Origin of the sequence: Runella sp. CRIBMP, from assembly GCF_009905605.1 — a bacterium.
Taxonomy (GTDB): Bacteria; Bacteroidota; Bacteroidia; order Cytophagales; family Spirosomataceae; genus Runella.
In genome coordinates this window covers 670385-683632 of sequence record NZ_JAAAKZ010000003.1, presented here as the reverse complement: position 1 = coordinate 683632, position 13248 = coordinate 670385, and the positions used below count along the sequence as shown (strand labels likewise).

Below are 13248 nucleotides of genomic sequence, written 5' to 3'. Positions count from 1 at the left end.
GTACAAGGCTAGGTGCAAAGTACTGATTTAACGCGCAAAAATCCTAAACTTAAACAATATCTCCCAATTGCGGACGTATCAAAATTTCTTCTACCACCGCTCCCGCCGAAAGATGGTACGCCGACCAAATTGCTTCCGCAATATCTTCAGCCTTTATAAACCGTTCGGGCGGCAATTCTACTCCTTCCCAACTTGAAGTAAACGTGGCCCCGGGCAAAATAGCCGTCACTCGAATTCCTTTGGTTTTGAGTTCCTCTCTCAGTACTTTGGTAAAACCGTAAAGGGCAAATTTGGCAATACAATACGCCCCTCCATTGGGGTAAGCCGTGATGCTCGCCGTTGAGCACAGCGTAAAAATATGGCCTTTTTTGCGCTCTTTCATCCCTTCTACCAAGCCTCCCGTCAGATAATGAGCACTATACAGGTTGATTTCCATCATTTGCTCTAAAGTTCCTGCGGGCGCTTCGTGGATTTGACCAGGCACAAAAAGCCCCGCGTTGTTAACAATGATCTCGACGGGTCGGTTGAGCGCCGCAATGAATGTCACAAACGCTTCAACTTCTGCTTTGACGGCCATATTCACGGCTTTCACATACAGCTTTGCCGATGGATATTTTGCTTGAAGGGACCGTTGAAGTTCCAACAAATCCGACTCGGTACGGGCACAGGTGACCACGTCAAAACCACCAGCCATAAATCGTTCTACGGTAGCTTTGCCAATTCCTTTGGTTCCACTACTCACAATCACAAGAGGGTTCATCTTAAAAAAATATCATTTTCGTTAAGCAAAGGTTAAGATAAAGTTTTACTTTTGTTGGCTTTTTTGTAAGAAAAAGGTATTTTTAACTTAATATTGTTCTTTTTATAACCTTAAAAAACTTACACTTCGTCAATGAATATTTGGCACATTTGTTCTGCCATTATTACTGCTTACCTGTTGGGGTCTATCCCTTCTGCCATTTGGTACGGTGAAGCGTATTTTGGGATTGATGTTCGGAAATTTGGGAGCGGAAATGCGGGGGCAACGAATACTTTCCGGGTATTGGGCAAACGTGCGGGTACAATTGTACTGTTGATAGACGTATTGAAAGGCTGGACGGCCACCAAGCTGGCCAGTATTCTGTTTTTTCTGGAAGTTATCCAGCCAAACCAAGTTCCCACCTTCAAATTAATATTGGGTTTTGCGGCCGTTTTGGGGCATCTCTACCCCATTTTTGTGCGATTTAAGGGCGGCAAGGGAGTCGCTACTTCATTGGGGATGATCTTGGCCATTGACCCGCTCGTTGCTTCGGTCTGCATTGTTATTTTTGTATTGGTATTGTTGGTATCTCATTATGTATCACTCAGTTCTATCATTGCCGCGTTTGCATTTCCGATGATGTTGGTCTTGGGTATTTTTGGGAAAGCCAGCACCTTATTAATTGTTTTTGGCTTTTTATTGTTTGCGGTTGTGGTCATCACCCACCAAAAAAATATTGTTCGTCTACTCAACGGCAACGAGAGCAGAGTGAATCTTTGGGGGCGTCGCAAATAGCAGACTCTCGACTTCTTCTTGCCACTTTGTTCATAGCACTTTGCAAGTTTATGCGTTATGTTTGCGTTTGAATACTAATTTGCGTTCAAATCAGCAACCATATTCTCCAAACGATGTCTATTACCCTCATTCTTATCATCATTACCGTCGGTATCAGTTGGTACGGCTTCCAAAATCCTTCTTTCCTCGACAAGTGCTTACTTAACCCCGTTCGGGTTTCTGCCCACAATGAGTACTACCGTTTTGTTACTTCGGGCTTCGTCCATGCTGACTTTGGCCACCTGATTTTCAATATGTTTAGTTTGTATTTCTTTGGGGAAGCCATGGAAATGTTTTTGGGAGGTATCTTTGGGCCAAACGGTACTTTTTATTATCTAGCCCTGTATATTTTGGGTATTGTGGTCTCCGATATTCCTACCTTTATTAAACACCGCAAAAACAGCCGCTACAACTCCCTCGGCGCCTCGGGTGGCGTATCTGCGCTGCTATTTGCGTTTATTTTATTAGCTCCGCTCCAAAAAGTCTGTTTATACTTTGCCATTTGTATCCCAGGTTTTTTATTTGGTGCTCTTTACATGGTTTATTCCTTTTACGAATCACGAAAAATGGGCGGCCGAGTCAACCACGATGCCCACTTATATGGAGCCATCTTCGGTATTCTTTTTATGGCGTTGCTCTTCCCCGCCGCTGTACCCAATTTTTTTGAACAGATAAGTACTTGGCGTCTGTTCTAGGCTTTTTACTTAGCTATTATCTCTTTTCATCATGACTAAAATCCAAATTCCTTTTTTGCTTGCCCTTTTTGTTTCGGTGGCGTCGTACTCGCAGGACGTATCTGTCCAATACGCCCAAAGCATTACGCCCAAAGACCTCGAGCGTCACCTGCGCGTTATTGCTCACGATAGCCTCGAAGGCCGAGACACTGGCTCTCCTGGCCAAAAAAAGGCCGCCGCCTACGTAGCCAACTTCTTCAAATCCATTGGTTTACAACCCATTGTCACTGCTAAAGACGGTTCAAAATCCTATTTCCAACCCTATGGTTTGTATCAAAAAAGCTGGGGTGAAGTTTATCTAGCGACCGAAAAGGAACAATACGAATTCCAGCAAGATTTTTATTTGAGCGGCCTACTCAATGTGCTTTCCGAAGAAAAAGTCCCCGTGGTTTTTGCGGGCTACGGTATTGAATCCGACAAATATGATGACTACAAAAGCCTAGATGTGACGGGCAAAGCCGTACTTATCCTTGAAGGAGAACCCAAAAATAAAAAAGGCAATTACCTGATTTCGGGTGACGAAAAACCCTCCAAATGGAGCAATGACGCCATGTCGTGGCAACGTAAAGTCAGTCTCGCCACGAGCAAAGGTGCAAAATATGTGCTGATTGTGTCGAATTTGACAGGTGATGATTTTGCCAAAGAAGTAACCAAGCGCGGCGTCATGAATCAGCGTTTCAACCGACTTTCGATGAAGCCTTACACCGAAAAAACCACGGGTAACGCCGCGTTTACCATTTCGCGCGCCATGGCGCTTGACTTGTTGGACATCAAAGCCAAAAAATTGGCCAAAATCGAAAACACCATCAGCAGCAAAGGCCAAAGTTTGGCGGGTAGCCTGCCCGAGCGCAGCGTACGGGTCAAAGCCGAGCGAAAAGAAAATATCGTCATGACCGAAAACGTGCTGGGCTTTTTGGAAGGAACCGATAAAAAAGACGAAGTCATTATGATTACCGCCCACCTAGACCACATTGGCATCTCGGCCGACGGCCAAATCAACAACGGTGCCGATGATGACGGCTCAGGCACGGTGTCCATTCTTGAATTGGCCGAAGCCTTTGCCAAAGCCAAAGCCGAAGGGCATGGCCCGCGCCGCAGTATTGTTTTTATGACCGTAACGGGCGAAGAAAAAGGGCTTTGGGGGTCTGAATATTATACCTCCAATCCTGTCATTCCTTTGGCAAATACCGTTTGTGACCTTAACATTGACATGATTGGCCGCGTAGACAACGCCCATAAATCCAACCCCAATTATGTGTACCTCATCGGTTCTGATAAGCTTTCGTCTGAGCTACACGCCATCAGTGAGGAAGCCAACAAGAAATCGGTCAATTTTGACTTAGATTATACTTTCAACAATCCGACCGACCCCAACCGGTTTTACTACCGCTCTGACCACTACAATTTTGCCAAAAATAAAGTGCCTGTTATCTTCTATTTTACGGGCGTACACGAAGATTATCACCGTCCCGGCGACGACGTAGAAAAGATTATGTTCGACAAGCAGTCCAAGATTGTGCAATTGGTTTTTCATACGGCCTGGGAATTATCAAACCGCGAAGAGCGCATCAAGGTCGACAGCAATAAACCATAATAATCGTAGGGGCAGACGTAAAGCCTGCCCCTACCATCCTAAACCTCTTTCTTATGATTACGTTTGATACGCTTGCCGCTTTCCGCGCCCACATTGGGCAGTCGCTCGGAAGCAGCGACTGGGTGACCATCACCCAAGAAAAGGTCAATGATTTTGCCAAAGCTACGGGCGACAATCAGTGGATTCACGTTAATACAGAATTGGCGAAGCTTTCGCCTTTCAAAACGACCATTGCCCACGGTTTTTTGACCCTCTCGCTGGCCCCGAAGTTCATGTACGAAATGTATCAAGTACAGTCGGTCAAAATGGGTCTTAATTACGGAACCAACAAAGTGCGTTTTACCTCGCCCGTCCCCACGGGAAGTCGAATACGAATGCACGCCATCCTTAAAGAGGTAGAAGACCAACAACCAAACGGCGTCAAATCGGTGATAGAAGCCACCTTTGAACTTGAAGGGAGCGCCAAACCCGCCTGCGTTGCCGAATTGATTACGCTTATGTTTGAATGAAAATCAGAGACTGAAAAACGGAGTATGGAGAACGTATTTATGAACATGCTTCGTTTTCCGTATTTCCAGTCTCTGTGTTCCGAACCCTTTAAAATCATCAACCTAAAAACGAATTAAAATGCGTTTAGAAAACAAAGTTGCTATCATTACGGGCGGTGCACGCGGCATCGGCAAAGCTACTGCCGAAATATTTACCCGCGAAGGGGCCAAAGTCATCATCTGGGATATGCTTGACGCTGGTGAACAAACCGCACAAGAACTCAGAGACAAAGGTTATTCGGCAGAATTTACCAAAATCAGCGTAACCGACGTACCCGCCATTGAAGCCGCCGCCCGCGACATCTTTGAGAGGTATGGTCAAATTGATATTTTGGTCAACAATGCGGGCATCACCCGCGACAAATCCTTGCTCAAAATGTCGTATCAAGAATGGGCGCAGGTAATAGACATCAACCTCAACGGTGTTTTTAACTGCACCAAAACGGTGGTTTCTTACATGGTTGAAAATAAATACGGCCGCATCATCTGTACCTCTTCGGTGGTAGGACAAACGGGCAATTTTGGTCAAACCAACTACGTAGCTACCAAAGCCGCCATCATCGGAATGGTGAAAACATGGGCCAAAGAGCTCGGAAAATACAACATCACCGCCAACGCCGTGGCCCCGGGATTCATCAAAACCGACATGACCGACCTGATTCCAGAAGAAGTACGCAATCAAACCGTGGCCGCAATCCCCGCAAAACGCATGGGCCTGCCGGAAGACATCGCCAACGCTTATCTTTATTTGGCTTCTGAAGAAGCTGGATATGTGAATGGACACACATTGAGTGTCAATGGCGGTGTAGCATAAAATAAGTATGCTTGCATACCTTTTTTGAAAAATGTATCTTTGGGCAAAAGTCAAGAAAACTCATACACTTCATTATGGCATTCAAAGACACCCTTTTAGAAGGTCTGAACTTCAACCTTTCCGAAGAACATTTGGCGGTAAAAGAAGCCGCCCGCGATTTTGCCCAAAACGAACTTCTACCGGGCATTTTAGAGCGCGACAACGAGCAAAAATTTGACCCTAAACTCCTTAAACGCATGGGCGAGTTGGGGTTTATGGGCATGATGGTCTCGCCAGAATACGGCGGTGGCGGCATGGACACGGTATCGTACGTACTGGCGATGGAAGAGCTTTCTAAAGTAGACGCTTCTGCATCGGTGATAGTTTCGGTTAATAACTCGTTGGTTTGCTACGGCTTGGAAGCCTACGGCACCGAAGAACAAAAACAAAAATACCTCACCCGATTGGCCTCTGGCGAAATAGTCGGAGCTTTTTGTCTTTCCGAACCCGAAGCAGGCTCAGATGCCACCTCCCAACACACCACCGCCGAAGACAAAGGGGATTATTACCTCGTCAACGGCACCAAAAACTGGATTACCAACGGCGGCATTTCGTCGGTTTGCTTAGTGATTGCCCAAACCCACCCTGAACTCAAACACAAAGGCATCAACTGTCTGATTGTAGAAAAAGGTTGGAATGGGTTTGCGGTCGGAAAAAAAGAAGACAAAATGGGCATCCGTGCCTCAGATACGCATTCGCTCATGTTTAGCGATGTAAAAGTCCCCAAAGAAAACCGCATCGGCGCGGATGGATTTGGGTTTAAATTTGCCATGAGCACCCTCAACGGCGGTCGTATCGGCATTGCCGCTCAGGCGCTGGGCATTGCGGCGGGAGCTTTTGAGCTTTCGTTGAAATATTCGCAAGAACGAAAAGCCTTTGGAAAGCCCATTTTTGAGCACCAAGCCATCCAATTCAAACTTGCCGAAATGGCTACCAAAATAGAAGCGGCGCGCTTATTGGTATATAAAGCGGCACGACTCAAAGATGAAGGCAAAGACTACGTAGAAGCCGCCGCCATGGCCAAGCTTTTTGCGTCTGATGTAGCCATGTGGGCTACCACCGAAGCCGTGCAGATTCACGGTGGGTACGGTTATGTCAAAGAATACCACGTAGAGCGTATGATGCGCGACGCCAAGATTACGCAGATTTATGAAGGCACTTCTGAAATACAAAAATTGGTCATTGCCCGGGAGCTAATCCGGTAAAAACGAAAATTATCAAATCAATAAAGCGGGCCAACACCCGCTTTATTGATTTCGCAAAATGCTCCGCTTCTCCCCTACGGAAATCGTCAACACACACACCAGCATTTTATTCCCTGCCCTTGCTATACTACAATTCTGCTTTCTAAAAAAATTGGCTGGTACCTTTCATGCCCAAGCAATGTCTTTTTTTACCAAAGTATCGCAAACCCTCAAAACCAGATTATTTGGATTAAGGAAAGATTAGACAAAACGCAAAATGCATCGTTTATTCCTCCGATTCTTTCTTTAAAAAAAATATTTTTCAAAAAAAGTACCCCTGAAATACAAAATTTCTCAATAGCCCTATTGGGGCAAAAAGCCCAAATAATCCAATTTTTACTGTTTTTATAAAAAAAAGTATGCGTTTTCTTGCAGGATTCGTGTACTTTTTTTTATATTGAAAAAAATTCCACACTTGTATTAGTTTTGTACAATTATTAGTTTTGTACAAATTTTAAAGAATATCCGTTTTTCGTAAGAATACAAGCAACGCACTTAACCATTACCCAATGGAAGATTATAATAAAATCATCGAATCGCTCGGAGTGAAGTTTATCAAGGCTCGTCACATCCGTATGCTGCAAACCATCACAATTAAAAACTTTTACGACGTCGAAAACTCGTTGATGATCCTCTATGATGGAGAGGTATTGTTTGCCAACGAAAAAATAGAAGTCGGCGATATGCTGTTCATCCCAGGTGGAAAACATGCCACCGTAACCTACAGCAGCGGCGACAACGTGCAACCCAAAGTGGTCAGCAACGAAGAATTCTTGACGCGTCGTGAGTTGTATTTCGACAGTTTGCGCGATGCCACTCAGGTTGGAAAAATTCCTCACTCGTTTGGTCTAGTTGCGTTTGATGCCAAGGTGTTTGATTCGGTCAACTTCTTTACGTCGTTGGACATTCCTCCTTTCATCATCAAAAACAATTCCTACTTGGGGCGCCTGATCGGCGAGATTCTTCAGGAAGATTTTAACGAGACTCCGGGGCGCGGCCGTATCATCAAAATCAAGACCGAAGAACTAGCCATTGAGGTGATTAGGTATATTTTGAAGAATAAGCTGTTTGTGGAGCAATTGGTGACCAACAGTACTTATTTCAAAGACCCACGCTTGATTGATATTTTTGCCTACATCAAAGATAATTTGGGGGGAGATTTATCCAACAAAGTGTTGGCCAACGTCGCCAACGTTTCCGAAGATTACGTAGGACAATACTTCAAAATGCTGACGGGTATCAATCCCCAGGATTATATTGAATACCAACGTATGGAAGAAGCCGTAACGCTGCTCCGTACGTCAAAGAAAAGCATTCGGGCCATCGGAGCTGAAGTGGGCTACAAAGACACCGCCTATTTCTGCCGTCGCTTCAAAATGATGTTTGGTATTCCGGCCGGCAAGATGCGCCGCCGCGAATCGCTGATGAACGTTTAAAGGTGAAAAATAGATTGACTTATAAAGCAGCTCATTGAGATGAGCTGCTTTATTGTTTTTGCAGGGTTTTGGCTTAAATTTGCTTAAAAAACGAAACCTTGTCCAAAGTATGAAAAAGCTATTTTACCTATCGCAAATTGTTGTTTTAGGTCTTTTATTTGCAGCAGAGGCATTGGGCCAGATCAAGGGTGCATGGAAACAATCTTCTTCTGATGGAAAAACGACGATGTTGATTTGCTCAGACAATTACCTGATGGTTTCACGTTTCCAAGAAAAGGAATTTTTATACACAGAAGGGGGTGTTTATAACCTCACCGACGGTACTCTCACCTACAAAAGCGAGTTCAATTCGGCGGATACGTCCAAAGTAGGTAAGACATTGAGTTTTAAAATTAATTTTTCAGGCAATAAATTTTCAGTTGAGGGCTTGGGCGAATGGCAACAGGTAGATGATGCCAATACCCCCGCTGCCGCTGTCTATCGTATTACGGGCCGTATGGGCAACGACAACAAAATCACCCCCATGCAGCGCGGCGCGCGAAAAACCCTCAAAATGCTCACCGACACGCGTTTTCAGTGGGTAGCCATCAATCCTGAGACCAAACAGTTTTCGGGAACTGGCGGCGGAACCTACACCATTAAAGATGGGAAATACACCGAAACCATTGACTTTTTTAGCCGCGACAACAACCGCGTTGGAGCTTCGCTCAGTTTTGATTATGAGCTTAAAGACCGCAAAGACTGGCACCATAGCGGCCTGAGCAGCGCTGGCGCCAAGATTTATGAAATATGGAGCAAAGAACAATAGCCTCTAAATGCCCAATCCTCAATACATACTACCGCTTAGAATGACCATTCCTCAACTCCACGATTTTTTTCGCACCTGTACAGGTGTATCGACCGATACCCGCCAAATTACCGAAGGATGTTTGTTTGTAGCCCTGCGCGGCGACAAGTTTGACGGCAATCTATACGCCAAAGACGCGCTCGAAAAGGGCGCAAAGTACGCAATTGTGGATAACCCTGAGATAGCTGTGGATAACCGTTATCTGTTGGTGGATAATAGTCTGGAAGCGCTCCAACAATTGGCCGCTTTTCACCGACGCCAATTATCCATTCCAGTGATTGGCTTAACTGGCTCCAACGGAAAAACCACCACCAAAGAGTTGATTGCGACGGTATTGTCCAAAAAATTCAGAACCTACGCCACCAAAGGTAATCTCAACAATCATATCGGCGTACCGCTTACCCTCTTGGCCATCGACGATAGCTACGAAATAGCCGTGGTGGAAATGGGTGCCAACCACCAAAAAGAAATTGCGCTTTTGAGCAGCATTTCCCAACCCACTCACGGTCTGATTACCAACGTAGGCAAAGCCCATTTGGAAGGTTTTGGCGGAATAGAAGGCGTCAAAATCGGAAAAGGAGAGCTGTATGATTGGTTGTCGCAATCGGCAGGTACGGTGTTTATCAACGGAGCTAATCCTACGCTCGTTGAAATGGCCGCCCAACGTTCTTTTGCGAAAAAAATCACTTATTTAACGGGCGAGCAGGCGCCTGTACTGTTGGAAGATTCGCCGTTGGTGAAGTATCGTGATGCCGAAGGGAATCACATCCAAACTCACCTGACAGGAAAATACAACTTTGAAAATATCGCCGTGGCGTTGGCCATTGGTGCGCATTTTGGCGTTTCCAATGCATTGGCCAACCAAGCGGTAGCGGAGTACAATCCCACCAACAACCGCTCTCAAATCATCCAGAAAGGCACTAACACCATCATTATGGACGCCTACAACGCCAACCCCTCGTCGATGTCGGCAGCGGTTGAAAACTTTGGACGACTAAAAGCGGAGCGGAAAATGGTGATTTTGGGCGATATGCTCGAACTCGGCGAAGAATCTCCCCAAGAACATCTGGCATTGGGGGAATTAGTGGCACAACAACAGTTCGACGTAGTGATTCTGGCGGGAAAACTCATGCAGGATGCCCTGCCAGCATTACCCAAAGCCTACTATTTCCCCGACAAATTTTCGTTACACAATTGGATTGTAGACCATCCACAAACCAATACCCACGTGCTTATCAAAGGCTCGCGGGGGATGGGGCTTGAAACGGTTGTGCCCTATTTATAACAAAGATTAATAGCCTACGGCGTAGTCTTTTTTGAACGGTTTTCCCGACCACGCCTTTTGCTGCGTCCATTCGGCGTCGGGGTCGCTCCAGAATGGGTCGGTGGCGGGTAAACCCAATGGAATAAACCCTAAAGTGGTCAAATACATACTTCCCGCGTTGGAATACGAATCGGCAATATTGGGTTGGTGCCCCGCAAAACCCAGCGTAAGCCAGCCATCTTTGTCAAAAATTCCTTCCTGCGCAAACATCCGTTTCATGACCGCCGTGAGTGCACAGCGCACTTGAGCTGCGCTAACTCCCTCGGGCAATTGATGAATCAAAGCCGCATGGGTCAGCGCCTGAAACGCCCCCAAACGATACGTTACGCTACGGCCAAAGGCTGGGAAAGAACCTTCGGGGGATATTAATCTTTCCAAAAAATCGGCGTGCCGTTGCATTCGTTTGACCGCAAGCGTATAACGTTCCTGCAACACTTTATGGTTGCCCGTGGGCGATTGTCGTTTGTTGGCTTCCAGCCACGTTTGCAGCACATCGACCATCATAGGCTGAATGACGAAAGAGTTGTAATAATCAGTGTGAAAGACTTCACCGTCTTTAAACCAGCCATCACCTACGTACCAATCTTCGATTTTTCGGACGCCGAATTCGATGCGGTAGCGGTCAGCTTCTTCACCAATAGATAACAAAAACGCTTCTACAATGGCTGCAAACAAGACCCAGTTATTGTTGGGCGGAACCACTCGACGCAATAACTTAAATTCTTCAATGACCCGTTTTTGGGTAACATTATCCAGTGGTTTCCAGAGTGCATCGGGGGCTTTAATGAGGGCTTGCGCCAAAAACGCCGCATCCACCAATGTCTGTCCTTCTTTTCTCCAAAGCATATAATCAGGGTGCGACGGGTTCACGCTGTTTTCGATGCTTTTAAGGGCATAGCCCCTCATTTTTTTGCGCAGCTGCCCTTCTTCGGTGGCGTCGTCGGGTAGCGCAAGCCACGGCGCTACGCCTACGATGGTTCGGGCAAAACCTTCTAAGTAGGCTACTTTTGCGTTGCGGTTGTCCCAAGCGGGGCTGTATTCTACTTTCCAGTTTTTTACCAACGTACCTTCCGCCAGATTTTTGAGCACAGGCTCGGCAATTTTATACAACAACTTAGCCCAATACAACCGGGCCGTATCATTAGCTTTATTTACTTGAGCACCAGCCAAAGGTACACCAACCGCACCCAAGCCCAACAAGGTATTTTTTTGAATAAAATCGCGACGATTCATAAAAGAGATAGCATTCTTACTTCATTAATTTCAAACAAACGGGCATCGAAACCTTGATTTCCTTTCCTGTGGGGGTCAGTTTCCCCGTTTTGGTGTCACGACTAAAAACCACCACATTGTCGCTGTCTTGATTGGCCACCAAAATCCATTTACCAGTGGGGTCAATCATAAAATTACGGGGGGTTTTTCCCAGTACATTCTGATGGCCTACGTAGGTCAGTTTTCCCGTTTTTTGATTAATGCTGTAAATCACCAAACTCTCGTGCGTGCGGTTGGAGCCGTACAAAAATTTACCATCGGGAGAAATGTGAATATCTGCGCACCACTTGCGGCCTGTGTAGTCGTCGGGGAGGGTAGTAATCGTCTGGAAAGGTACCAATTTGCCATCTTTGTAGTTAAAGCCCGTCACGGTGGCATCCAATTCCTGAATCACGTACGCAAACTTTCCATTGGGATGAAACGTAAAATGCCGGGGGCCAGCACCAGGAGTGGTAGCCGTAAAAGCAGGATTTCCTGGGGTCAGCTGACCCGTTTCTGTGTTCAACGTATAGGTCATAATTTTGTCAGTGCCTAAATCAGGAACAAACACATCACGGTTGTTGGGGGCGATATTAATCGAGTGAACGTGCGGTTTTTCTTGGCGTTCTGTATTGATGCTTTTTCCTTCGTGCTGGATGGTCTGGATGGGCTTCCCAACCGAACCGTCGGCCTGAATGGGCAGTACGCTCAAACTCCCGCCGCCATAATTACCAACAATAACCCATTTCCCAGTTTTATCAACCGTTATATGACATGGCCCTACGCCACCCGCCGACTGGGTGTTTAGTAAAGTCAAACTTTGCGATTGCTTATCAAATGAAAAGGCACTTACCGCCCCTCCACTCATTTCGGCCACAGAATATACAAAACGTTGGTCGGGCGAAAACGCCAGAAACGATGGATTTTTAACCCCTTTTCCAATCGTTACGGGAGTAAGGTCTCCTGTTTTGGAATTAAACTGATAGACATAAATCCCTTCGCTGGCTTTGGAAGTATAGGTGCCTATAAACAGAAGATGGCCTGTATTTTGGCCATTTGATACAACACTCATTAGATATAAAAGCCCAAAGAGGAGAAGGCTGACTCTTTTCATGTTTTAAATCGGTTAAAAAGAAGTGATAACTATCGTTTTTTTCGCTCTTTTTCTAAAGTAATAAAAAAAATGCTTTTACCCACGATTCCGGCACTAGTTTTGGGGTTTGTCATGAATGTTAAAAAAAATGCATAACTTTTGGTCTTTATTTCAGTTCAGGATAGTATCTTAATTTACATACTTACACACGTTATGAAAGGCATAGTTTTTACCGAGTTTCTCGACATGGTTGAGCAAAACTTCGGTTATGAAATGGTTGACACATTACTCAACGAGTCGGAGTTACCTTCAGGAGGCATCTATACAAGCATCGGCACTTACAATCACCAAGAAATGATAAACTTGCTTGTTACCCTGAATATGAAAACAAAAATCCCCATTTCACAGCTATTGAGAACTTTTGGTCGCTACCTGTTTCAACGTTTCACTAAAATATACAGCCATCTGATTGATAAAGCCCCCAATGCTTTTGCCTTTCTGGGTTCTATCCACAATTACATCCATGTTGAAGTACGAAAGCTCTACCCAGATGCCGAACTGCCCCATTTTGACATAGAACAACCCAATGCAAATACCTTAGTAATGCACTACTCGTCTGTCAGAAGCATGGGAGATTTGGCGTATGGCCTTATTGAGGGCGCAATGAAACACTACGGCGAAACGGCAACGATAACGCAGGAACTTCTTCAAGAAGACGGTAGTAAGATAAAATTTGTGATTGAAAAGTAGT

Annotated in this window: 14 protein-coding genes; 11 read left to right on the top strand and 3 right to left on the bottom strand. The window is 45.5% G+C overall.

All coding sequences use genetic code 11. From position 1 onward, the window contains the following. Positions 1-49: 49 nt before the first annotated feature. A complete protein-coding gene (locus GVN20_RS12625; RefSeq protein WP_166558660.1) occupies positions 50-760 on the bottom strand; it encodes an SDR family oxidoreductase in 711 nt (236 codons plus the stop codon). Between the two features lie 132 nt (positions 761-892). Here GVN20_RS12625 and plsY point away from each other — a divergent pair, with 132 nt between their 5' ends. The 10 genes from plsY to murF all read left to right on the top strand — a co-directional run bounded on the left by plsY (position 893) and on the right by murF (position 10114). Then, positions 893-1534 (top strand): glycerol-3-phosphate 1-O-acyltransferase PlsY, encoded by a 642-nt coding sequence (gene plsY / locus GVN20_RS12620; protein ID WP_114459645.1) that lies wholly within the window; start codon positions 893-895, stop codon positions 1532-1534. Positions 1535-1647: 113 nt separating this feature from the next. Continuing rightward, positions 1648-2268: a rhomboid family intramembrane serine protease gene (locus GVN20_RS12615; RefSeq protein WP_166558659.1), complete on the top strand. Its 621-nt coding sequence runs from the start codon at positions 1648-1650 to the stop codon at positions 2266-2268. A 31-nt stretch (positions 2269-2299) separates the two neighbouring features. Then, positions 2300-3901 carry a M28 family peptidase gene (locus tag GVN20_RS12610; protein ID WP_166558658.1) on the top strand — a complete coding sequence of 534 codons (1602 nt, stop codon included), beginning with the start codon at positions 2300-2302 and terminating at the stop codon, positions 3899-3901. 53 nt (positions 3902-3954) lie between these two features. Beyond that, positions 3955-4410, top strand: a complete 456-nt coding sequence (locus tag GVN20_RS12605; protein WP_166558657.1) for a MaoC family dehydratase — start codon at positions 3955-3957, stop codon at positions 4408-4410. A 118-nt stretch (positions 4411-4528) separates the two neighbouring features. Continuing rightward, a complete protein-coding gene (gene fabG / locus GVN20_RS12600) occupies positions 4529-5263 on the top strand; it encodes a 3-oxoacyl-[acyl-carrier-protein] reductase (RefSeq protein WP_166558656.1) in 735 nt (244 codons plus the stop codon). Between the two features lie 74 nt (positions 5264-5337). After that, positions 5338-6507 (top strand): acyl-CoA dehydrogenase, encoded by a 1170-nt coding sequence (locus GVN20_RS12595; protein WP_304621484.1) that lies wholly within the window; start codon positions 5338-5340, stop codon positions 6505-6507. Between the two features lie 45 nt (positions 6508-6552). Then, the gene (locus tag GVN20_RS29570; protein ID WP_206023253.1) at positions 6553-6897 is read left to right on the top strand and encodes a hypothetical protein; all 345 of its coding nucleotides are present in this window, start codon (positions 6553-6555) and stop codon (positions 6895-6897) included. 158 nt (positions 6898-7055) lie between these two features. Further along, complete coding sequence (locus GVN20_RS12590) at positions 7056-7982, top strand: AraC family transcriptional regulator (RefSeq protein ID WP_114068635.1); 927 nt, start codon at positions 7056-7058, stop codon at positions 7980-7982. Between the two features lie 109 nt (positions 7983-8091). Then, positions 8092-8790: a membrane or secreted protein gene (locus tag GVN20_RS12585; protein WP_166558655.1), complete on the top strand. Its 699-nt coding sequence runs from the start codon at positions 8092-8094 to the stop codon at positions 8788-8790. Positions 8791-8797: 7 nt separating this feature from the next. After that, positions 8798-10114 carry a UDP-N-acetylmuramoyl-tripeptide--D-alanyl-D-alanine ligase gene (murF, locus tag GVN20_RS12580; RefSeq protein ID WP_229599050.1) on the top strand — a complete coding sequence of 439 codons (1317 nt, stop codon included), beginning with the start codon at positions 8798-8800 and terminating at the stop codon, positions 10112-10114. Between the two features lie 6 nt (positions 10115-10120). On the opposite strand, the gene GVN20_RS12575 is transcribed toward murF, so the two are convergent. Together GVN20_RS12575 and GVN20_RS12570 are read right to left on the bottom strand one after the other, a co-directional pair. Then, the gene (locus GVN20_RS12575; protein ID WP_166558653.1) at positions 10121-11386 is read right to left on the bottom strand and encodes a DUF2264 domain-containing protein; all 1266 of its coding nucleotides are present in this window, start codon (positions 11384-11386) and stop codon (positions 10121-10123) included. 16 nt (positions 11387-11402) lie between these two features. Next, a complete protein-coding gene (locus GVN20_RS12570; protein ID WP_166558652.1) occupies positions 11403-12518 on the bottom strand; it encodes a lactonase family protein in 1116 nt (371 codons plus the stop codon). Positions 12519-12710: 192 nt separating this feature from the next. Here GVN20_RS12570 and GVN20_RS12565 point away from each other — a divergent pair, with 192 nt between their 5' ends. After that, positions 12711-13247: a heme NO-binding domain-containing protein gene (locus GVN20_RS12565; RefSeq protein WP_166558651.1), complete on the top strand. Its 537-nt coding sequence runs from the start codon at positions 12711-12713 to the stop codon at positions 13245-13247. Position 13248: the final 1 nt, after the last annotated feature.